The 21,696-nt window shown below is 71.7% G+C and carries 21 protein-coding genes; 13 read left to right on the forward strand and 8 right to left on the reverse strand.

The features are described from left to right. Window positions 1–5 precede the first annotated feature (5 nt). Window positions 6–764, forward strand: coding sequence for a type III pantothenate kinase (locus O7602_RS00640; protein WP_281586302.1), 759 nt, complete (start codon window positions 6–8; stop codon window positions 762–764). 65 nt (window positions 765–829) lie between these two features. Here the strand turns inward: O7602_RS00640 and O7602_RS00645 are convergent, their stop codons facing one another. Beyond that, window positions 830–1,570, reverse strand: a complete 741-nt coding sequence (locus O7602_RS00645) for a class I SAM-dependent methyltransferase (RefSeq protein ID WP_281586303.1) — start codon at window positions 1,568–1,570, stop codon at window positions 830–832. Window positions 1,571–1,664: 94 nt separating this feature from the next. Here O7602_RS00645 and lysS point away from each other — a divergent pair, with 94 nt between their 5' ends. From lysS to O7602_RS00660, 3 genes are all read left to right on the forward strand, one after another. Next, window positions 1,665–3,173, forward strand: coding sequence for a lysine--tRNA ligase (gene lysS / locus O7602_RS00650; RefSeq protein WP_281586304.1), 1,509 nt, complete (start codon window positions 1,665–1,667; stop codon window positions 3,171–3,173). A 115-nt stretch (window positions 3,174–3,288) separates the two neighbouring features. Beyond that, window positions 3,289–3,639: an Lsr2 family protein gene (locus O7602_RS00655; RefSeq protein ID WP_348651305.1), complete on the forward strand. Its 351-nt coding sequence runs from the start codon at window positions 3,289–3,291 to the stop codon at window positions 3,637–3,639. 497 nt (window positions 3,640–4,136) lie between these two features. Further along, entirely contained in the window at window positions 4,137–6,674 is a 2,538-nt protein-coding gene (locus O7602_RS00660; protein ID WP_281586306.1) for an ATP-dependent Clp protease ATP-binding subunit, read from the forward strand. A 244-nt stretch (window positions 6,675–6,918) separates the two neighbouring features. Here O7602_RS00660 and O7602_RS00665 read toward each other — a convergent pair whose 3' ends face one another. Continuing rightward, window positions 6,919–7,821 (reverse strand): A/G-specific adenine glycosylase, encoded by a 903-nt coding sequence (locus tag O7602_RS00665; protein ID WP_281586307.1) that lies wholly within the window; start codon window positions 7,819–7,821, stop codon window positions 6,919–6,921. Window positions 7,822–7,917: 96 nt separating this feature from the next. On the opposite strand from O7602_RS00665, the gene O7602_RS00670 reads away from it, so the two are divergent. From O7602_RS00670 to O7602_RS00680, 3 genes are all read left to right on the forward strand, one after another. Further along, window positions 7,918–8,430, forward strand: coding sequence for an ACT domain-containing protein (locus tag O7602_RS00670; RefSeq protein WP_281586308.1), 513 nt, complete (start codon window positions 7,918–7,920; stop codon window positions 8,428–8,430). Then, on the forward strand, window positions 8,427–8,990 hold the full coding sequence (locus tag O7602_RS00675) for a peptide deformylase (RefSeq protein ID WP_281586309.1): 564 nt from the start codon (window positions 8,427–8,429) through the stop codon (window positions 8,988–8,990). The genes O7602_RS00670 and O7602_RS00675 overlap by 4 nt, the downstream gene beginning before the upstream one ends. Before the next feature lie 105 nt (window positions 8,991–9,095). Beyond that, the gene (locus O7602_RS00680; RefSeq protein WP_281586310.1) at window positions 9,096–9,872 is read left to right on the forward strand and encodes a hypothetical protein; all 777 of its coding nucleotides are present in this window, start codon (window positions 9,096–9,098) and stop codon (window positions 9,870–9,872) included. 6 nt (window positions 9,873–9,878) lie between these two features. Here O7602_RS00680 and disA read toward each other — a convergent pair whose 3' ends face one another. The 4 genes from disA to O7602_RS00700 all read right to left on the reverse strand — a co-directional run bounded on the left by disA (window position 9,879) and on the right by O7602_RS00700 (window position 14,515). After that, window positions 9,879–11,066 carry a DNA integrity scanning diadenylate cyclase DisA gene (disA, locus tag O7602_RS00685; RefSeq protein WP_281586311.1) on the reverse strand — a complete coding sequence of 396 codons (1,188 nt, stop codon included), beginning with the start codon at window positions 11,064–11,066 and terminating at the stop codon, window positions 9,879–9,881. Window positions 11,067–11,208: 142 nt separating this feature from the next. Next, a complete protein-coding gene (gene radA, locus O7602_RS00690; protein ID WP_281586312.1) occupies window positions 11,209–12,657 on the reverse strand; it encodes a DNA repair protein RadA in 1,449 nt (482 codons plus the stop codon). Between the two features lie 105 nt (window positions 12,658–12,762). After that, window positions 12,763–13,533 carry a hypothetical protein gene (locus tag O7602_RS00695; protein WP_281586313.1) on the reverse strand — a complete coding sequence of 257 codons (771 nt, stop codon included), beginning with the start codon at window positions 13,531–13,533 and terminating at the stop codon, window positions 12,763–12,765. Between the two features lie 142 nt (window positions 13,534–13,675). After that, the gene (locus O7602_RS00700; RefSeq protein ID WP_281586314.1) at window positions 13,676–14,515 is read right to left on the reverse strand and encodes a UbiA family prenyltransferase; all 840 of its coding nucleotides are present in this window, start codon (window positions 14,513–14,515) and stop codon (window positions 13,676–13,678) included. Between the two features lie 45 nt (window positions 14,516–14,560). Here O7602_RS00700 and O7602_RS00705 point away from each other — a divergent pair, with 45 nt between their 5' ends. From O7602_RS00705 to O7602_RS00720, 4 genes are read left to right on the forward strand one after another with little or no spacing between them, the layout of a single operon-like run. Further along, complete coding sequence (locus O7602_RS00705; RefSeq protein WP_281586315.1) at window positions 14,561–15,316, forward strand: methyltransferase domain-containing protein; 756 nt, start codon at window positions 14,561–14,563, stop codon at window positions 15,314–15,316. A gap of 41 nt (window positions 15,317–15,357) precedes the next feature. Further along, window positions 15,358–16,524, forward strand: a complete 1,167-nt coding sequence (locus O7602_RS00710; protein ID WP_281586316.1) for an acyl-CoA dehydrogenase family protein — start codon at window positions 15,358–15,360, stop codon at window positions 16,522–16,524. A gap of 58 nt (window positions 16,525–16,582) precedes the next feature. Further along, window positions 16,583–17,602 (forward strand): type III polyketide synthase, encoded by a 1,020-nt coding sequence (locus O7602_RS00715; RefSeq protein WP_281590044.1) that lies wholly within the window; start codon window positions 16,583–16,585, stop codon window positions 17,600–17,602. A gap of 39 nt (window positions 17,603–17,641) precedes the next feature. Next, entirely contained in the window at window positions 17,642–18,244 is a 603-nt protein-coding gene (locus O7602_RS00720; protein WP_281586317.1) for a hypothetical protein, read from the forward strand. Between the two features lie 7 nt (window positions 18,245–18,251). Here the strand turns inward: O7602_RS00720 and O7602_RS00725 are convergent, their stop codons facing one another. After that, window positions 18,252–18,944, reverse strand: coding sequence for a hypothetical protein (locus O7602_RS00725; RefSeq protein WP_281586318.1), 693 nt, complete (start codon window positions 18,942–18,944; stop codon window positions 18,252–18,254). A gap of 327 nt (window positions 18,945–19,271) precedes the next feature. Between O7602_RS00725 and O7602_RS00730 the strand changes: the two genes are divergently transcribed. Next, window positions 19,272–19,757, forward strand: a complete 486-nt coding sequence (locus tag O7602_RS00730; RefSeq protein ID WP_013288937.1) for a CarD family transcriptional regulator — start codon at window positions 19,272–19,274, stop codon at window positions 19,755–19,757. Between the two features lie 54 nt (window positions 19,758–19,811). Beyond that, window positions 19,812–20,507 (forward strand): 2-C-methyl-D-erythritol 4-phosphate cytidylyltransferase, encoded by a 696-nt coding sequence (gene ispD, locus O7602_RS00735; RefSeq protein ID WP_281586319.1) that lies wholly within the window; start codon window positions 19,812–19,814, stop codon window positions 20,505–20,507. A gap of 11 nt (window positions 20,508–20,518) precedes the next feature. Here the strand turns inward: ispD and O7602_RS00740 are convergent, their stop codons facing one another. Further along, the gene (locus tag O7602_RS00740) at window positions 20,519–21,625 is read right to left on the reverse strand and encodes a hypothetical protein (protein WP_281586320.1); all 1,107 of its coding nucleotides are present in this window, start codon (window positions 21,623–21,625) and stop codon (window positions 20,519–20,521) included. Window positions 21,626–21,696: the final 71 nt, after the last annotated feature.

Here is a 21,696-nt window from a genome sequence, read left to right on the forward strand (position 1 = left end):
CCGCTGTGCTGCTCTGCATCGACATCGGAAACACCAACACCGTGCTGGCGACCTTCGACGGCGACAAGCTGGTGCACTCCTGGCGGATCAAGACCGACGCCCGTTCCACCGCGGACGAGCTGGGCCTGATGTTCCGCGGGTTGCTTGCCGGTGACGCGGTGGAGATCACCGGGGTGGCCGCCTGCTCGACCGTGCCGGCCGCGTTGCGCTCGCTGCGCACCATGCTGGCTCGCTACTACGCCGACCTGCCGAGCGTCATCGTCGAGCCGGGCGTGCGGACCGGGGTGCAGCTCGCCATCGACAACCCGAAGGAGGTGGGCGCGGACCGGGTGGTGAACACCCTCGCCGCGTACACGCTCTACGGCGGGCCGTCGATCGTCGTCGACTTCGGCACCACCACGAACTTCGACGTGATCAGCGACCGGGGCGAGTTCCTCGGCGGGGCGTTCGCGCCGGGCATCGAGATCTCCTTCGACGCGCTCGCCGCCCGCGCTGCGCAGCTGCGCAAGGTGGAGGCCACCCGGCCCCGCTCGGTGATCGGCAAGAACACCGTGGAGTGCCTTCAGGCCGGCCTCTACTTCGGCTTCGCCGGCCAGGTGGACCGGATCGTCGAGCGGATGTCCGGGGAACTGGGCGAGGTGAACGCGGTCATCGCCACCGGCGGCCTGGCCTCGCTGGTGCTGTCCGAGTGCCGCACCATCACCCACCACGAGCCGATGATCACCCTGATCGGCCTGCGGATGGTCTACGACCGCAACACCTGAGGTGCAAGGAGGGGGCCCTTGTTAACGCTTCCGGTATAGGAAGGGCCCCCGGTTAACGCCAGCGCTCACCGCTTGCGCGCCGTGAACACAAGCGTCCGGTACGGCAGTTCGACGGTCTCCCGACCGACCAGGTCGGGGTGGGTGGCGAAGAGGTCGCGGAGTTCCCGGTCGATCCTCGCCTGCTCGTCGGCGGTGGCGGTCAGCCAGAAGGAGCGGGTGCGCAGCATGCCGATCACCCCGTCCGGGGTGAGCGTGGTCCGATGGGTGAACTCGGTCAGCTCCACCCGGCCGAAGGCCGGTCCGAAGCTGGTGACCTTCTCGACCAGGTTGCCGGCGTGGTCGCGCAGGTCGGCGATCCGCTCCAGCTCGGCCACCCACTCGACGTCGTTGTCCCGGGTGTTCCAGATCGGCGCGAAGGTGCCACCGGGGCGCAGCACGCGGGCGATCTCGGCGTGCGCCGGCTCCTTGTCGAACCAGTGGTAGGCCTGCCCGACCAGCACCGCGTCCGCCGAACCGTCCGGCAGCGGCACCGATTCCGCGCTGCCGGCGAGCGCCGTCGTGCCCGTGGTGGCGACCGCCAGTTGCGCCCGCATCCCCGGATCCGGCTCGACGGGTACGACGTGGTGCCCGAGCGCCGTCACGCCACGCGTGAGGATGCCGGTGCCGGCACCGAGGTCCACCACCCGGGCCGGGGCGGTCAGCCCGGCCAGCGCCCAGCGCAGCGCCGCCTCGGGATAGCGGGGCCGGAACCGGTCGTACGCGGCGGCGGCCGCGCCGAACGAGAGCGCCGCAGTGGGGTCGGTCATGGCGGGCAGGTTATCCCGTAACGGTCGGCACGGCGCTTGAGTACGCTCATGGGCTGACCCCGCCGTTGTCCCCCAAGGCCTGAGGAAGCGTGCCGTGACCGAGCAGAACGCCCTGCCCACCGACCCCGCCGACGACCTTCCCGAGCAGATGAAGGTCCGCCGGGAGAAGCGGGACCGGATGCTCGCCGAGGGCGTCGAGCCGTACCCGGTGGGTTTCCCCCGGACCACCACGCTCGCGCGGCTCCGCGAGCGCTACGCCGACCTGCCCACCGACACCGCCACCGGGGACCGGGCCTCGGTCACCGGCCGGGTGATCTTCATTCGCAACACCGGCAAACTCTGCTTCGCCACGCTGCGCGACGGCGACGGCACCGAGCTTCAGGCGATGCTCTCGCTGGACCGGGTCGGGCCGGAGCGCCTGGCGGACTGGAAGCGCCTGGTGGACCTCGGCGACCACGTCGGGGTGACCGGTGAAGTGATCACCAGCCGGCGCGGCGAGTTGTCCGTGCTTGCCGACGAGTGGGCGGTCACCGCCAAGGCGCTACGCCCGCTGCCGGTGGCGCACAAGCCGTTGAGCGAGGAGTCCCGGGTCCGGCAGCGCTACGTGGATCTGGTGGTCCGCCCGCAGGCCCGGCAGATGGTCCGCACCCGGGCCACCGCGGTCCGCAGCCTGCGGGACACCCTGCACGCGCAGGACTTCGTCGAGGTCGAGACCCCGATGCTCCAGTTGCTGCACGGTGGCGCCGCGGCCCGCCCATTCGTGACCCACAGCAATGCGCTCGCCACCGATCTGTATCTGCGAATCGCACCGGAACTGTTTCTCAAGCGCGCGGTGGTGGGTGGCGTCGACCGTGTCTTCGAGATCAACCGCAACTTCCGTAATGAGGGCATAGACTCTTCGCACTCGCCGGAGTTCGCGATGCTGGAGACCTACCAGGCGTACGGCGACTACGACACGATGGCCGAGCTGACCCGAAATCTGGTGCAGCAGGCCGCCGTCGCGGTCGCCGGCTCGACGGTGGTGACGCACGCCGACGGCCGTGAGTTCGACCTGGGCGGCGAGTGGCGGTCGGTGACGCTGTTCGGTGTTCTTTCCGAAGCGCTCGGTGAGGAGGTCACCGTCCGCACGGAAAGGTCACGCCTGGTGGAGTACGCGGACAAGATCGGTCTCTCGGTGGACCCGAAGTGGGGGCCGGGCAAGTTGGCCGAGGAGTTGTTCGAGGAGTTGGTGGTGCCGTCGTTGCAGGCGCCCACGTTCGTCCGCGACTACCCGGAGGAGACCAGTCCGCTGACCCGGGCGCACCGCAGCGAGCCGGGGCTGGCCGAGAAGTGGGACCTCTACGTGCTGGGATTCGAGCTGGGCACCGCCTACTCCGAGCTGGTCGACCCGGTGGTGCAGCGGGAGCGGCTGGTGGCCCAGGCGCAGCTCGCGGCGCGCGGCGACGACGAGGCCATGCGGCTCGACGAGGACTTTCTCCGGGCGATGGAGTACGGAATGCCGCCGGCCGGTGGTATGGGAATGGGAATCGACCGGCTCCTGATGGCCTTGACCGGCCTGGGAATTCGGGAAACCATCCTGTTCCCCTTGGTCCGGCCGGAGTAGGCACGCAAGGCTTCTCCGGCTTGTTACGCGATCCTATTGACGGAGCAAGCGTCGGACAGGTTATTGTGCTCGGTGTATTGCAGGAGCACAACCCTGCTCGAAAGGAATGTGGGACGTGGCCAAGCAGATCATTCACAAGCTGGTCGATGACCTGGACGGCGGGGACGCTGACGAGACTGTCAAGTTCGCGCTCGACGGCGTGCAGTACGAGATCGACCTCTCGGCCTCCAACGCGGAGAAATTGCGCGACGTATTCGCGCAGTACATCGCGCACGGCTCGAAGGTCGGTCGTGGGGGCGTGGTGGTGGGCGGCCGGGCCGCGCGTGGTCGCGGCGGCGCGACCGCGGACCGCGAGCAGAACCGGGCCATCCGCGAGTGGGCCAAGAAGGCCGGCAAGGACATCTCCGACCGGGGCCGGATCCCGCAGGAGATCGTGGACGAGTACCACGCGAAGGCGGGGCACTGACCCCGTCGTACGCGATGGTGGCGGCACGCCGGTCCGGAGGACGTTTCCGGGCCGGCGTCGGCGTTTCCCGGCCGGCCCTGCTGGATGTCTGGTTCGTGGTTATTTGGGCGGTCGGTGGGCCGCTGTTCGGTCCCGGTCCCGGCGCGGGAAGAAACCGGCGTCGGACGGAGTTGTCCACAGGCGGTGGAGATTGCGTCCACAGGCTGTGGACGACCGAGGCGGGTGTGCGTTTCCCCGCTCGAAGCCCCTCGACCGGGCCTTCCGCTGCCGGTCGAATTTCGCTCTGCGCGTACAGGCGGGAGTCCCGGAACACCTCCTGAGCGTGGACGGTTGGCAGAAACGACGTCGGAACGGTCGCCGGCGGGGTCACACGACCTCAGCGGAGACGGTCCGCGACGATAGAGTAAGGAGGCACGGACGCCCGTCCCGGACGTCCGCGCACCGGCCCCGCCGAGATCTGACCATCAAGGCGCACGGCATGTGAGGAGCACGAGGGCATGTTCGAGCGGTTCACCGACCGAGCGCGACGGGTTGTCGTCCTGGCCCAGGAAGAGGCCCGGATGCTCAACCACAACTACATCGGTACGGAGCACATCCTGTTGGGCCTGATCCATGAGGGTGAGGGTGTGGCGGCGAAGGCTTTGGAGAGCCTGGGTATCTCGTTGGAGGGCGTCCGCCAGCAGGTTGAGGAGATCATCGGTCAGGGCCAGCAGGCGCCGAGTGGGCATATCCCGTTCACGCCGCGGGCGAAGAAGGTGTTGGAGCTGTCCCTGCGCGAGGCGCTGCAGCTCGGCCACAACTACATCGGCACCGAGCACATCCTGTTGGGCCTGATCCGTGAGGGCGAGGGCGTGGCCGCCCAGGTGCTGGTGAAGCTCGGCGCCGACCTCAACCGGGTCCGTCAGCAGGTGATCCAGCTGCTGTCGGGTTATCAGGGCAAGGAGCCGGCTGCTGCGGGTGCTGCGCCGGGTGAGGCCGCGCCGTCGACGAGTTTGGTGTTGGATCAGTTCGGTCGGAACCTGACCCAGGCTGCTCGGGAGGGCAAGCTCGACCCGGTGATCGGGCGGGAGAAGGAGATCGAGCGGGTCATGCAGGTGTTGTCCCGCCGGACGAAGAACAACCCGGTGTTGATCGGTGAGCCCGGCGTGGGTAAGACCGCTGTGGTGGAGGGCTTGTCCCAGAAGATCATCAAGGGTGAGGTGCCGGAGACGCTGAAGGACAAGCAGCTGTACACGCTTGACCTGGGTGCGTTGGTGGCGGGTTCGCGCTACCGGGGTGATTTCGAGGAGCGGCTGAAGAAGGTGCTCAAGGAGATCCGCACCCGGGGTGACATCATCTTGTTCATCGACGAGATCCACACGTTGGTGGGTGCGGGCGCGGCGGAGGGTGCGATCGACGCCGCGAGCATTTTGAAGCCGATGCTGGCGCGTGGTGAGTTGCAGACCATCGGCGCGACCACGCTGGATGAGTACCGTAAGCATTTGGAGAAGGACGCGGCGTTGGAGCGTCGGTTCCAGCCGATCCAGGTGGGTGAGCCGTCGCTGGCGCACACCATCGAGATTTTGAAGGGTCTGCGGGACCGGTACGAGGCGCACCACCGCGTGAGCATCACCGACGCGGCTCTGGTCGCGGCGGCCACCCTGGCGGATCGGTATATCTCGGATCGGTTCCTGCCGGACAAGGCGATCGATTTGATTGATGAGGCGGGTGCGCGGATGCGGATCCGTCGGATGACGGCGCCGCCGGACCTGCGGGACTTCGATGAGCGGATCGCGCAGGTGCGTCGGGACAAGGAGTCCGCGATCGACGCGCAGGACTTCGAGCGGGCCGCGCAGTTGCGGGACACGGAGAAGCAGTTGCTGGGTCAGAAGGCGCAGCGGGAGAAGGAGTGGAAGGCCGGGGATCTGGATGTCGTCAGTGAGGTCGACGACGAGCAGATCGCTGAGGTGCTCGGGAACTGGACCGGTATCCCGGTGTACAAGTTGACCGAGGAGGAGACGTCGCGTCTGCTGCGGATGGAGGACGAGCTGCACAAGCGCGTCATCGGGCAGGAAGACGCGGTCAAGGCGGTGTCGAAGGCGATCCGGCGCACGCGGGCGGGTTTGAAGGATCCGAAGCGGCCGTCGGGGTCGTTCATCTTCGCCGGCCCGTCCGGTGTGGGTAAGACCGAGCTGTCCAAGGCCCTGGCGGAGTTCCTGTTCGGGTCCGAGGACGCGTTGATCCAGTTGGACATGTCGGAGTTCCACGACCGGTACACGGTGTCCCGGCTCGTCGGTGCCCCTCCCGGGTATGTCGGGTACGACGAGGGTGGGCAGCTGACGGAGAAGGTGCGGCGGCGGCCGTTCTCGGTGGTGTTGTTCGACGAGATCGAGAAGGCCCACCCGGATGTGTTCAACACGCTGTTGCAGATCCTGGAGGACGGCCGGTTGACCGATGGTCAGGGTCGGATCGTGGACTTCAAGAACACGGTCATCATCCTGACCACCAACCTCGGTACCCGGGACGTCGCGAAGGCGGTGTCGCTGGGCTTCCAGGCCTCCGACGATTCCGAGTCGAACTACGACCGGATGAAGCAGAAGGTCAACGACGAGCTCAAGCAGCACTTCCGGCCCGAGTTCCTCAACCGGATCGACGACACGATCGTGTTCCACCAGCTGCGGGAGATCGAGATCCTGTCGATCGTGGACATCATGATCCAGCGGATCGAGGGTCAGCTGCGGAACAAGGACATGGGCCTGGAGTTGACCGACAACGCCAAGAAATATTTGGCGAAGAAGGGCTTCGACCCGGTCCTGGGCGCCCGTCCGCTACGCCGCACCATCCAACGCGACATCGAGGACAACCTGTCCGAACGGATCCTGTTCAACGAACTGACCCCCGGCCAGATCGTCGTCGTCGACTGCGAAGGCGACCCCGACAACATCGACAAGGCCAAACTCGTCTTCCGCGGCGCGGACCGACCCGACGCCGTCCCGGACGCGGTGCCGGCCGATCTCGGCGCCGCATCCACCGGCGCGGACGACAACGCCGCGTAGGACAACGCCGCGTAGGTCAGGGCAACTGTTCCCAGGGCGACGGCCCCGGTCGGCGAGAGCCACCGGGGCCGTCGCCTTTCCGGGCGCGCGGTGACCAGGCCCAGGCGCAGGGGGCAGCACTGACCGGGCTCAGGCGCGGGAGGCGGCCGTGACCGGGCTCAGCGCCGGGGGCGGCGGTGACCGGGCTCAGGGCGAGAAGGCGGCGGTGACCGGGCTCAGTGCGAGAGGGCGGCGGTTACTGGGGTCAGGGCAGCAGGGGGACGGCGGGGCCGTCGCCGGCCAGCCGGAAGGACTCCTGACCCACCGGCTCCACAAGCCCGTCGGTGACCAGGCCGGCCAGTGCCCGCGCCCGCTGCACGTCGTCGTGCCAGACCTGGTCCAGCCGCTGGTGCGGCACCGGTCCGGTGGCGTCCCGGAGCACCGCGAGCAGCAGTCCGCGTACCTGCCGGTCGGTGCCGGCGTAGCGCTGTGGGCGGCGGGTCGGTCCGGCGGGGGCAGCCTGCCCGGATGCCCGCCAGGCGCAACTGGACTCGACCGGACACACCGCACAGCGGGGCGCGCGGGCGGTGCAGACGACCGCCCCGAGTTCCATGAACGCCGCGCTGGCCAGGGCCGCCGCGGCCGGTTCGACGGGTAGCAGTTCCTCGGTGGCGACCAGGTCCGCGGGCCGGGTGGTCGGGCCGGCGTCGGGCTCACCCGCGACCGCCCGGCTCACCACCCGCCGGACGTTCGTGTCCACCACCGGGTGCCGCTGACCGTACGCGAACGCGGCCACCGCGCGGGCCGTGTACGTGCCGACGCCGGGCAGCGCCAGCAACTGGTCGAGCCGGTCGGGCACCACTCCGCCGTGCCGCTCCACGACCGCCACCGCGCACTCGCGCAGGCGTACCGCCCGGCGGGGGTAGCCGAGCCGTCCCCACATCCGGATCGCCTCGGCCGGGGTGTCCTCCGCGAGCGCGCGCGGTTCCGGCCAGCGGGCCAGCCACGCCTGGAAGGCGGGCACCACCCGGACCACCGGGGTCTGCTGGAGCATGACCTCACTGACCAGGATCGCCCAGGCGCCGATGCCCGGCCTGCGCCAGGGCAGATCACGGGCGTTGCGCTCGTACCACCGGCTGACCTGGGTGGCGAAGGTGGGCTCAGTCATGGCGGTGCCGATGATGTCACGGGTGTCCTTCCCGCAGGTTGGGCGGGCCGGGTGGGCCGGCGCGGCGGGTCTCCGGCGGCGGGGCAGAATGTCCGAATGAATGAGCTCGCGATCACCGTCATCGGTCGGGACCGGCCGGGCATCGTGGCCGATGTCGCGGAGGTCCTCGCCCGGCTCGGCGCGAACCTCACCGACTCGACGATGACCCGGTTGCGGGGGCACTTCGCGATGACCCTGATCTGCGTGGGCCCGGCCGCCGCGGATGTCGAGGCCGCGCTGGCCCCGCTCGCCTCCGACGGGCACCTGCTGGCCACCGTGCGCGCGGTCACCCCGGACGGTGGCAGCACCTCCGCCGGTGAGCCGTACGTGCTGGCGGTGCACGGGGCCGACCGCATGGGCATCGTCGCGGCGATGACCCGGGTGCTGGCCGATGTCGGCGGCAACGTGACCGACCTGAGCACCCGGCTGACGGGTTCGCTCTACGTGGTGGTCGCCGAGGTGGAGTTGCCGCCGGGCAGCTCGGACGAGGTGGCCGGCCGGCTGACCCGGGCCGCGGCGGAGTTGGGCGTCGGGGTCAGTCTCCGCCCGGCGGACACGGACCTGCTGTGACCGCCGAGGGTTACGCCGGCCTGGGCGGCTGGACACCGGAGAAGCTCGGCGTTCCGGGCGAGGTGCGTCGGGTGGTCGCCGCCCCGGAGCCGGTGCTGAGCCGGCCCGGCCCGGAGGTCGACCCCACCTCGGTCGAGGTGGTGCGGCTGGCCGCCGACCTGGTGGCGACCATGCGGGTCTCGCCTGGTTGTGTGGGGCTGGCGGCGCCGCAGGTGGGGGTGAGCGCCCAGGTGTTCGCGGTGGACGTGACCGGGCACCCCAAGGCGGTGACCGTGCACGGCACGTTCGTGCTCTGCAACGCCCGGGTGGTGGAGGCGAGCCGGTGGAAGGCAGGCCGGGAGGGCTGTATGTCGGTGCCGGACCTGACCGGCGACGTGAAGCGGGCCAGCCGCCTGGTGGTGGAGGGGATGCTGCCGGGCAGCGGCGAGGTGGTGCGGTTGGTCACCGACGGTTTCGAGGCGCGTGCGCTACAGCACGAGATCGACCACTGCGCCGGCCAGCTCTTCCTCGACCGGGTGGCCGGGGCGCACGCCGTCTACCAGCGCAAGGTCTATCTCTGACGGGGCCCGCCCGCTTCCACTGTGGACGCGATGTCGGTTGTGGCGCAGGGTCACCGGCGCGTCGGACCGGCGCGCCGAGCGTCACGCGACTACGGTAGGCGCATCATGCGTCTGACGGTCGGTTCCCTGCCTCCCGCCGTGTACTGGCGGCGTCGCGCCGTCGTGCTCGGCGCGGTGCTGCTCTTCCTGATTGTCCTGCTCTATTCGTGCACCGGCACGGACCACAACACCGGCGCGCCGGGCGGTGATCCATCTCCTGGCGGGTCGGCCGGTGCGGCTCCGGATCCCTCCGGCTCGGTGTTGACTCCGCAGTCGACGAGTCCGTCGCCCACACCTGGCGCTTCCGGTGACACCGGCGGCACGAACACCGGCGGCGGCTCGGGCGACGGTTCGGGCACAGGTGACGGCACGGGCGACGGTGCCGGTGACGGCACGAACACCGGCGCCGGTGACGGTGGTACGTCCGGGCAGTCGGTCTCCGGCGACGGCACCTGCACCGACGCGGAGTTGCGGGTGACGCCGGTCGCGCTGCCGGCCAGCGCACCGCAGCGCACCGTGGTCACGCTGCGCCTCAAGATCAAGAACGTCTCCGACCGTACGTGCAGCCGGGACGTCGGCGCCGATCTGCAGGAGCTCTACGTCAAGGCCGGCGCGGAGAAGGTCTGGTCGTCGGACACCTGTGGCACCAACCGGGGCTCGAACGTGCAGTCGTTCGCGTCGAACTTCGAGCGTTCCTACGAGCTGGGCTGGAACGGCCGGGACACCAGCCGCTGCGCCGATGGCCTGGCTGCCGGCCCGTACGCGCCGATCGGCACGTACCAGGTCTTCGCCCGGGTCGGCACCAAGATCAGCGAGCCGGTGAAGCTGACCATCACCGGCTGAGGCGGGTCAGACGTACCGTTCCAGGATGGACGCCTCGGCGAGCCGGGACAGGCCCTCACGGACCCCACGGGCACGGGCGTCGCCCACCCCCTCGACCGCCTGGAGGTCTTCCACTGTCGCGCCGAGCAGCCGCTGGAGGCTGCCGAAGTGCACGACCAGCCGGTCGACCACGGCTGCCGGCAGCCGTGGCACCTTGGCCAGCAGACGGAACCCGCGCGGGCTGACCGCCGCGTCGAGCGCGTCGGAGGCGGACGGGTAACCGATGGCCTTGGCCACCGCCACCAGGTCGATCATCTCGGTGGCGCTGAGCAGGTCGAGCTCGACGAGCGCCTCGTCGAGCGTGCGCGACTTGCGGCCGACCGGCAGGTAGTCGCGGATGACCAGGGTGCGGTCGGCGTCCACACCGGCCATCAGCTCGTCGAGCTGGAGCGCGAGCAGGCGGCCGTCGGTGCCCAGCTCCACCACGTAGCCGGCGATCTCGTCGGCGATCCGCCGGACCATTTCCAGCCGCTGCACCACGGCCACCGCGTCGCGGACCGTGACCAGGTCTTCGATCTCCAGCGCGGAGAGCGTGCCGGAGACCTCGTCGAGGCGGAGCTTGTAGCGTTCGAGCGTGGCCAGCGCCTGGTTGGCCCGGGACAGGATCGCGGCCGAGTCGTCGAGCACGTGCCGCTGGCCGTTGACGTAGAGGCTGATGATCCGCATCGACTGGCTGACCGAGATGACCGGGTAGCCGGTCTGCCGGGCCACCCGCTCGGCGGTGCGGTGCCGGGTGCCGGACTCCTCGGTGGGGATGGACGGGTCGGGCATCAGATGCGCGCCGGCCTGGACGATCCGGGTGCCGTCGCTGGAGAGCACCACGGCGCCATCCATCTTGCACAGCTCGCGGACCCGGGTGGCGGAGAATTCCACGTCCATCGGGAAGCCGCCGGTGCAGATCTGCTCGACCACCTTGTCGTAGCCGAGCACGATCAGCGCGCCGGTGCGACCGCGCAGGATCCGTTCCAGGCCGTCGCGGAGCGCGGTGCCGGGCGCCATGAGGGCGAGGTTGGCCCGCAGCGGGTCGGCGCCGGCCCCGCCGACGCTCGCGGCGACGCTCACGCTGATCGCGCGGGTCGGGTTGCCGCTGACGGCACCGGTGCGGGCGTGCGGCGTCGCCGTTGCGGGCTTGGTGGCATCGCGGTCGGTCGGCACGGGCACATTCTACGGACTGCGGTGCGGTGGGTGCTCTCGTGGTTACTGTGATGTGTCACGATGTCCGGCTTTCGCGGTCGCCGACGGGCCGCGTGGCCTGTCCGGAATCGCCCGGCCGGTCCCGGCTCGTGACCACTCACGGTCACTCCGCGGAGGCGCGGGCGGCGGCCTGTAGTGCGGCCCGCACGTCCGTGACCTCGATCACCCGCATGTGCTCCGGGGCGACGCCGCTGCTGCCGGGGCCGCAACCGGGTGGGACCAGGGCCAGCCGGAAGCCCAGCCGGGCGGCCTCGGCCAACCGGCGGGGCACCGCGCCGACCCGGCGCACCTCGCCGGTGAGCCCGACCTCGCCGATGGCGACCAGGTGCGGGTTGAGCGCGAGGTTGAGCCCGCCGGAGGCCACCGCGAGCGCCACCGCGAGGTCGGCGGCCGGCTCGACCACCCGGATGCCGCCGACGGTGGCGGCGAAGACCTCACGGTCGTGCAGCGTCAGCCGCTCGGTGCGCCGTTGGAGCACGGCGAGGACCATGGCCAGCCGGGCGCCGTCGAGGCCGGAGACGGTGCGTCGGGGCGAGCCGGCGACCGTCGCCCCGATCAGCGCCTGCACCTCGGTGACAAGCGCCCGCCGGCCCTCCATGGCCACGGTCACGCAGGTGCCCGGCACCGGCTCGGAATAACGGGTGAGGAAGAGGCCGGACGGGTCGGCCAGGCTGCTGATGCCGCCCTCGTGCATCTCGAAGCAGCCGACCTCGTCGGCCGCGCCGAACCGGTTCTTGACGCCACGCACCATGCGCAGCGAGGAGTGCTTGTCGCCCTCGAAGTGGAGCACCACGTCCACCAGGTGCTCCAGCACGCGTGGGCCGGCGACCTGGCCGTCCTTGGTCACGTGGCCGACGAGCACGGTGGCCACGCCGCGTTCCTTGGCGACCGCGACAAGCGCGGCGGTGACCGCGCGCACCTGGGTCACGCCACCGGGCACGCCCTCGGTGCCGGTGGTGGAGATCGTCTGCACCGAGTCGAGCACCAGCAGCCCCGGCTTGACCGCGTCGAGGTGGCCGAGGACCGCCGACAGGTCGCTCTCGGCGGCCAGGTAGAGCTGGTCGTGCAGGGCGCCCATCCGCTCGGCCCGCAGCCGCACCTGGCTTACCGACTCCTCGCCGCTGACCACGAGCGACGGGCTGCCGGCGCCGGCGGCCCACTGCTGGGCCACGTCGAGCAACAGCGTCGACTTGCCGACGCCGGGCTCGCCCGCGAGCAGCACCACCGCGCCGGGGACCAGGCCGCCGCCGAGCACCCGGTCGAGCTCGCTGACGCCGGTCGGACGGGCCCGGGCCGGCGCGGCGCTGATGGTGGCGATCGGCCGGGCCGGCTCGGCCGGCATCCGGGAGCTGACCACCCGGCCGGAGACCATCGGGCCGGTGACCGTGGACTCGACGACCGAGCCCCACTCGCCGCACTCGGGACAGCGGCCCATCCACTTGGGTGGCTGATGCCCGCAGGCGTCGCACTCGTAGGCCGGGCGGGGTTCGCGGGCGGCGGCACGGCCGCGGCCGGCGCCGGCGCGGGAGGAGGTCGATCGGGGCGTGGTCACCACCGGACGCTAACCGGACGGTACGACGAAAGCCCACCGGAAACGGCGACACCGCCGAAGTGGCGCGGGCCACGACGACGGTGTCGACGGAGAACGGGTACGGCGTCAGCCGTGGCTGCCGCCCTCGACGCCACCCTCTTCGGCGGCGTGCTCACGCGGGTTGACGACCGCGGACGGCGGCGCCTCCGGGGTCAGCGGGACGCCGACCTGGGCCGGCGTCCGGATGACCTGGCCGTTGCCGAAGTCGAAGGTCAGGTTGACCTGCTGGCCGACGACCAGCTTCTGGTTCAGGCCGACGAGCTGGAGGAACTGCGGGTTACCGCTGTTGAGCTGGGCGTACCCGAGCGCCGGGATCTCGATCCGGGCCGGTTGGCCGGCGGGCGCGGACTCGCTCTCCGACGGCGACGGGCTGGCCGAGCCGGACTCCCCGGCCGACGGCGAGGCGGGCACCTCGAGCGACTGGCTGGGGGAGGCGCTCGGGTCGGCGGCGGTCGGCGAGACCGAGGCCGGCTCGGTCGGCGAGCCGGTCGGGGTGGCCGCGCCGCTGGCGCCGGCGGCACCGGTGAGCAGGATGTCCCGGGCGCTGTCGGTGGTGACGGTCACCGTGACCGGGGCCTCGCTGTCGTTGTAGATCACGACATTGAGCGGCGCGTTGGCGCCCGCCTCGTAGCCCTGAGGCCCGGGGAACTGCACGTAGAGGCCGCGCACCTTGTAGAGGTTGTCGGAGGTCTGGACGTTGACGCCCTGTACCGACGGGATCTTGTTGGCGGTCTCGGCCACCTGCCCGGTGCCGCACCCGGCGAGCAGCAGACCCGCCGCCGCGGTGCCGGCCAGCAACAGGGCCGGCCGCCGGGAACCCCTGATCGAGCGCGTCACGTCGGTCCTCCTCGTCACGATCCCCGCCCGGTCGACCGCCGGGCACGGGGTGGCCTTGCCCGCGCAGACCGCGCTCCAGGGTAGTTGGAGCTGATCGAGGCCCGCACGCGGACCCGGCATTGCCACCCGCGACGGGGACCGCTCAGACCACCCGGCCGTTCGCGACCAGCAGCACCACATCGATGAGCGCCACCACCAGCACCGCCCGGAAGGCGGCCACCTGTCGACCGCCGGTCCGGGCCGCCGCGCGCCCGGCGTACCCACCGATCGCCGGCACCGCGACGGCGGCGGCGACCGCCGCCAGGCCGGCCCACGACGGCGGCCCGGGCGGGCCGAACACCAGGGTGACGGTGGCCGCGAGGAGCAGCCCGGCGGCAGTTAGCCGGCTGCCCGCCGGGCCGAGCCGGTGCGGCAGTCCGCGCACTCCGGTCCGCGCGTCGTCGGCCAGGTCGGGCAGGACGTTGGCGAAGTGCGCCCCGGCGCCCAGCAGCGCGGCGGCGGCCACCAGCCAGGCCGGCGGCGCGGGCGAGCCGGGTAGGGCCAGCACCACGAACGCGGGCAGCGCGCCGAACGAGACCGCGTAGGGCAGCACCGACACCGCTGTCGACTTCAGCGGCTTGTTGTAGAGCAGCGCGGAGACCAGGCCCAGGGTGGCGCAGGCCGCCGCGGCGGGGCCGCCGGCCAGCGCGAGCAGCGGGGTGGCGACGGCGGCCACCGCGGTGGCCCGGGCCAGCGCCGGCCGGGCGACCGCGCCGGTGGTCACCGGCTTGTCGGTACGCCCCACCGCGGCATCCCGGTCGGCGTCGATCAGGTCGTTGCTCCAGCCGACCGCGAGTTGGCTCGCCAGCACGGTCAGCGCCACGGTCACCACCCCGGTAACGGAGTGCCCGACGCCGACGGCGAGCAGCGCGGCGACCACCGTGACCGCCGCCGCCGGCTCCGGATGGCTTGCCCTGACCAGCCCTAACACCCGCGTCGACATAAGGGAAGTCTGGTCGTTACCGGGGAGTCGTGCCACGCTCGGTCCATGCCAGAAGCGTCCCCGGTGTCCCGTCCGCGCCGGTCGCTGCCCCCGAACGACCCCCGGCAGTACGACGACCTGGCCGGCGAGTGGTGGCGGCCGGACGGCGCCTTCGCGATGCTGCACTGGCTGGCCCGCGCCCGCGCGGCGCTGGTGCCCCCGGCGTCCTCCCGGGACGATCTGCTCGTCGACCTCGGTTGCGGCGCCGGGTTGCTGGCGCCGCACCTGGCCGGCAAGGGCTACCGGCACGTCGGGGTGGACCTGACCCGTTCGGCGCTCGACCTGGCCGCCGCGCACGGGGTGACCGTGCTCCAGGGCGACGCCACCGCGGTTCCGCTGGCCGACGGCTGCGCCGCCGTGGTGTCCGCCGGTGAGGTGCTGGAGCACGTGCCGGACTGGCGACGGGCGGTCGCCGAGGCGTGTCGGCTGCTGCGCCCCGGCGGCCTGCTGGTGCTGGACACCATCAACGACACGTTGCTGGCCCGGCTGGTCGCGGTGGAGGTGGGCGAGCGGCTGCCCACGGTGCCGCGCGGCATCCACGACCACCGGCTGTTCGTGGACGCCCGCGCGCTTGTCGCCGAGTGCGCCCGGCACGGCGTGGCGTTGCGCGTACGCGGGCTCCGCCCGGAGTTGGGCGGCACGCTTGGTTGGCTGCTGCGCCGGTGGCGGGGCGGTGACCGTCCGGTCCGGGCGCAGCCGCGCATCGTGCCGACCCGGTCGACCGCCGTCCTCTACCAGGGCAGTGGCCGGCGAGGCGGGTAGCCGGGACCGCCCGGGGTAAGGGACGCGGAGAGGGAGGCGACATGACTGTGGACGCGCTGGGGGCGGCCCGCCGGTTGGCGCCGCGACTGGCCGCCCGCGCGGCCGGGCACGACCGGGACGGCTCGTTCCCGGCGGACGACTTCGCCGACCTGCGGGAGGCCGGCCTCTTCGGGTTGATGGTCCCGCGCGAGCTGGGTGGGCTGGGGGCGACCTTCGCCGAGTACGCCGCGGTCGCCACCGAGCTGGCGCGCGGCAACGGCGCGACCGCGCTGGTGTTCAACATGCACGCCTCGGTCACCGGCGCGTTGGGCGCGGTCACCGAGGAACTGGCCGAGGCGCTCGGCGTACCCGAGGAGGCGCTTGCCGCCCGGGACCGGCTGCTACGCGCGGCGGCCGACGGCGCCTGGTACGCGGTGGCGATGAGCGAGCGCGGCGCCGGCGGCCGGTTGTCCCAGCTCAGCACCGTCTACGAGCCGGTCGACGGTGGCTGGCACATCAAGGGCAGCAAGACCTTCTGCTCCGGCGCCGGCCACCCGGACGGCTACCTGGTGGCCGCGCGCAGCGCCACCGACCAGTCCGTGGTCTCCCAGTTCCTGGTGCCGGCCGGGGCGGGGATCACGGTGGAGCCCACGTGGGACTCCCTCGGTATGCGCGCCACCTCCTCGCACGACCTGCACCTGGACGTGACCGTGCCCGCCGACCGGCTGCTCGGCGGCGTGGAGGGGCTGGCCCTGGTGGTGGCCCAGCTCATGCCGCACTGGCTGGTGGCCAGCTACGCGGCCGTCTACGTCGGGGTGGCGCGGGCCGCGATCGACGCCGCCGCCGAGCACCTGAACGCCCGGAACCTGGCCGGCCTGCCGGCGGTCCGGGCCCGGCTGGGCCGGGCGGACGCGGCCACCGCGGCGGCCGAACTGGCGGTCACCGAGGCGGCCCGACGGGTCGACGAGAACCCCGGCGACGCCGAGACGAACCGGTGGGTGTGGCGCGCCAAGCTGCTGGCCGGCACCACGGCAGCGGACGTGGCGGCGTCCATGCTGGAGGCCGCCGGCACCTCGGCGACCCGCCGGGGCCATCCGCTGGAGCGGCTCTACCGGGACGCCCGGTGCGGCTCGCTGCACCCGGCCACCTCCGACGTGTGCGCCGACTGGCTCGGCATCGCCGCGCTCGGCGGTGACCCGGACCGGGACGGCACGGCCCCTCGTTGGTGAGCGGAGACAGCTATCGAGAGGTGGGGACGTGGGCGTACCGGTGATCGCGGGTCTGGGCATGGCACAACCGCCGGGCGCCGCGCAGGCCGAGCTGTGGTCGGGCTTCTTCGAGAAGCACTTTTCCGGCACCACCCGAGCGCTGGCCGAGAAGATCTTCGCCAATTCCGGGGTGACCCGCCGGCAGGCCGCGGTGAATCCCCTGCTGGAGGACGTCTCGGAGTGGCCGACCGAGCGTCGGATGCGCCGCTACCAGGTGGAGGCGCTGCCGCTCGGCAAGGAGGCGGTCGGCCGCGCGCTCACCGCCGCCGGCCTGGACGCCAGTGAGATCGGCCTGTTCGTGGTCTGCTCCTGCACCGGCTACGCGACCCCCGGGCTGGACATCCTGCTCGCCCGGGACCTGGGCATGGCCCGGGACACGCAGCGCATGTTCGTCGGGCACATGGGTTGCTACGCGGCCCTGCCCGGGCTGGGTGCGGCGAGCGACTTCGTCACCGCCCGGGGGCGGCCCGCGCTGCTGCTCTGCGCGGAGCTGACCAGCCTGCACATCCAGCCGCCTGGCGCGCGGGTGGACACCCAGCAGATCGTCTCGCACGCGCTCTTCTCGGACGCCGCGGTCGCCGCCGTGGTCGTGCCCGGCGGCCGGGGGTACGCGGTACGCGAGGTGACCTCGGTCACCGACACCTCCACCGCCGACCACATGACCTGGGACGTCACCGACACCGGCTTCCGGATGGGGCTGTCGCCGAAGGTGCCGATGGTGCTTTCCCGGTTCGTCCGTGACCTGGTGGACGATCTGCTGGCCCGGCACGGGCTCGGCCGGTCCGAGGTGGACGGCTGGGCGGTGCATCCGGGCGGCCCCCGGATCCTCAACGTGGTCGAGCGTGAGTTGGCCCTGCCGCCGACGGCGCTCGCGGCGTCCCGGCAGACGCTTGCCGAGCACGGCAACTGCTCGTCCCCGACGGTCCTGCTGATCCTGGACCGGCTGGGCCGGGCGTCCCCGTCGCCGCGTCGGGTGGTGATGCTCGCGTTCGGGCCGGGGCTGACGCTCTACGCGGCCCTGCTGGAACGCGAGTCCTGACGGGTCGCCGGGGATCGTCCACATGGTTACGCTGCACGCATGGCGTCCGAGGAGCGGATCCGGCGTGTGTTGCTGGCCGGCCTGACCGTGCTGGCGTTGGCGTTCGGCGCGTGGTGGTGGCGGTTCACGGCGCCGGCTGTCGACCCGGTGACGGGCCGGCCCGCCGACGACATCGTGCACTCACGTGTCGATCTCGACGGCGCGACCGGCGAGGTGCTGCCGGGCCGGCCGGCCGGCTCGGATCCGCTCGTCGGCGTGGTTCCACGCGCCGTCCGGGACGGTTCCGATCCGGACCGGTCGGTGGTGATCCGGGTGAACCCCGACGGGGCGGCGCGCCCGGTCCGGGTGTCGCACGTGGTGTGGCGGGAGACGTCCGAGCTGCCGGCGGACGGGCAACCTGTGGTGCGGCAGGTGACCCCGTCGCCGGGCGACACGTACCAGCTGTCGGTGGGCTGCTCCGGCGGCGGGGCCGTAATGATGCGGCTGACCGGCGCCGACTCGGACGACCTGGAACGGGTGCACGACTGCGACGGGACGTTCGACGTCTTCTTCGTGGAGGGCGCCGGCGGGCGGGTGCGGGTGTGGTTCGCCGCGCTGCGGGGCGAGCCCCGGCTCGACGCCCGGCTGGAGGCGCTCTACTGAGGCCGGGTCAACCGCTCAGCCGGGCCAGGTCGGCCTGGTAGTCGCCCGCGGGGCCGAGCTCCGGCACCACCCGGACCAGCGTGCCGCGCCGGTCCACGAGCAGCGCGGCGGCGGTGCCGGGGTGGGCGGCGAGGTGCAGGTAGGAGCGCAGCCCGCCGGCCGGGTCGCCGAGTGGGCGTACCCCGGTCGCGATGGCGGGTCCGGCGCTGCGGCCCTCGGTCACGGTGACCACGGTGACTCCGGCGGGCGCGGTGGCCGCCGCCGTGCCGACCTCCTCGGTGCAGGCACAGGCGTCGACCAGGATGATCATGGCGGGCAGCAGGCTGCGCAGGGGCACCGGCGTGTTGTCGGCGCCGACCAGGTCGAGCGCGGGCAGCGGGCCGACCACCGGCGGGCTGGCCGTGGTGGCCCGGGGGAGCACGGTCGGGCCGCCGGCCCGGTTGGACCGGGGCCAGGTGACGGCGGCCAGCCCGGCGAGCGTGACAAGCATCGAGATCAGTAACGCCAGGAGGGGGAACCCGAGGCGCACCGGGCCGGGGTGACGGGAGCGCCGGGTGCCGCGGCGCAGCTCGCGGCGGATCTGCCGGGCCTCGTATTCGAGCGCCGAGGCGTCGTCCGGCACCACCACCCGGCCCCATTCCGGAGGGAGCCCGGGCAGGCCGTCCGGCGGCCCCTGGCCGTCAGCGTCAGGCACGCCCATCGGACCCCCAGGAACGTCTCGGCGAGCGGACGTCGCGTCCACCCCCAGGGTCCCGCACCGGGGGCCGTACCGCCACACCTGGGCGCGAATGGAGTTGCGGAGCTACCATGGAAGGAGCGCATTGCCCTAGATCCGTACGCTCCGACCGGCCGTACCCGGTAGTCATTTGTTCGTGACGGAGCGTGTTGAAACCATCGACTTGAGCTCCTGTCAAGCCGAAGAAAGACCTCTCACAGGGCCCCTGAGCTGCGCCAACGATCAGGACAGCGGTGAGACATCGGTGCCTGAGCGTGTTACCCTAGACACAGCGAAAGGGGTTTCGAACCTATGGTTTTCAGTGTCGGCGAGACCGTTGTTTACCCCCACCACGGGGCCGCACTCATCGAGGCAATCGAGACTCGGGTGATCAAGGGCGAGCCCAGGGAATACCTCGTCCTGAGGGTCGCACAGGGTGACCTGACGGTCCGGGTGCCCGCCGAGAACGCCGAGATCGTGGGTGTGCGCGAGGTGGTCGGCGAAGAGGGCCTGGGCAAGGTCTTCGACGTGCTCCGTGCACCGCACACCGAGGAGCCGACCAACTGGTCGCGGCGTTACAAGGCGAATCTGGAGAAGCTGGCCTCCGGTAACCCGCTGAAGGTGGCCGAGGTCGTCCGCGACCTGTGGCGCCGGGAGCGGGAGCGGGGCCTGTCGGCGGGCGAGAAGCGCATGCTCGCCAAGGCTCGTGACATCCTCGTGGGCGAGGTCGCACTGGCCGAGAAGAGCACCAAGGACGAGGCGGAGACGCTGCTCGACAAGGTGTTGACCGAGGCCTGATCCGCATCTTTGCCTCTACCCGCACCGCAGCGAACGAAAACCGAGGACCGCGACGTGACCGCGCAGCTCAATCCGCGCGGTGACGTCGCGGTCCTCGTTCCTGCGGCAGGTGCCGGGGTACGCCTCGGCCCCGGTGCCCCCAAGGCGCTCCGACCGCTCGCCGGGGAGCCCCTGCTGGTGCACGCAGTCCGGCGGATCGCCGCCGCGCCGTCCGTGCACACGATCGTGGTGGCCGCGCCGGCCGCCGACGTCGCATCGGTGCGGGCACTGCTCGCGCCGGTGGCGCCGGTGACCGTGGTGCCCGGCGGCGCCGAGCGGCAGGCGTCCGTCGCGGCAGCGCTCGCCGCCGTGCCGGCCGGGCCGGAGATCGTCCTGGTGCACGACGCGGCCCGGGCGCTGACCCCGCCCGACCTGGTCGAGTCGGTCGCTGCGGCGGTCCGCGACGGGCACGACGCGGTGATCCCGGTGCTGCCCGTGGTCGACACGATCAAGGAGGTCGACGCCGCCGGGCGGGTGCTCGGCACCGTCGACCGGGCGGCCCTCCGGGCGGTGCAGACGCCGCAGGGCTTCCGCCGCGCGGTGCTCGATGCCGCGCACCAGGCGGCCGGTGATCCACTCACCGACGACGCCGGCCTGGTGGAGAAGCAGGGCGTCGCGGTGTTCTGCGTACCCGGCGCCGAGCTGGCCATGAAGATCACCCGCCCGTTCGACCTGACCCTGGCCGAACACCTCCTGACCACGGGTTCCTGACGCCCTGACCGTCAGAGATCGGCCGTCGAGCGAGCCCGGCGGAGGCGATCACGAACCACGTACCGCTGGCCCTGGGTGAAGGCGCTTCCCCTGCCCCGCTCGTGATGAGGTATCGCAGCGGGCAGGGTGAGGTGGCCGGCCGACCCCGGAGCGGTAAGACCGAACACCTGATAGCGGCCTTCGGTCCAGCCGTGCTTCCGACTGACTTCGATGATCTCGGCGAGGGTTGCGTCCAGGGTTTCGCCCGTTGTCCGAAGTCGGTTGATCTCACCCACCGTCCAATCGACGTTGTCCAGGCGGAAGAGGATCTTGGCAACCTCCTGATTGATCTGGCGCTGTGAGTAAAACGCCAGGTGCTCCACCGGCTGGAAGGAGCGGCCCGGCTGGCAGACGTACGCGCGTGCCGCCTGGTAGAGCCCCCAGGCGTTCCTGGCGGAGACAACGACGGTGTCGTTGCGCGGCGCGGGGCGCTGCCGGTGCACCTCGGTGACCCGCTCGGTTCGGGCGAGCCAGTGGGCGGCCTGAGGGTCTGCCCACCTGGCGACCTCGATCATCTGGCTGAGCCGGAAGGGCACATCCGTGGTGAGAAGTGAGTCATGGTGCGCGAGCCGGTTGCGGAACATCCGAAGCGCGTTCAAAGCGCTTGCCACGTCATGACGTTTCCCGGACGAGTACGGGAAGGACCGGTGCAGGGCATCCCGCCACAGTTGCTCGTGCTCCGAGCCCAGGAGCGCGACCCAGAAGCCGAAGCTCAAGCTGGCGATGATCTGGTCGCGCGTCTCTTTCCGAGGATGCTCCCGCCGCAACCGGTCGCGAACCTCAGCGACGTTCCGGTCGATGCGGTCCTGGACCGGCCGCCTGATGCCGATCGGAAGAAGGACCCAGGGAATGCCCTTCTCCGGCTCGCCCAGGTGCTCTCGCATCACGCGGTCGATCGCATTGCGCGTGACGACCTCGACGTAGTGGAACGCCTCGAACGAGGCGCCCGTCAAGGCAACGCTCCACTCGTACAGTTCGCACGCCTTGCTCTCGTCGCCACCCGCGGCAGCCAGGTAACTCTGGAACCGGCCGGACGAGATCCAGCGCTTGACGGTACGAGCATGGGGATGCGGCGTCACGAGTCGGATGCTAAGTGTGACGAGGCTCCGGAGGCGCTTCCCACGCCGAACAAGAAAGAGCCCCAGGCGCG

This window comes from Micromonospora sp. WMMD1128 (assembly GCF_027497235.1).
Lineage (GTDB): Bacteria > Actinomycetota > Actinomycetes > Mycobacteriales > Micromonosporaceae > Micromonospora.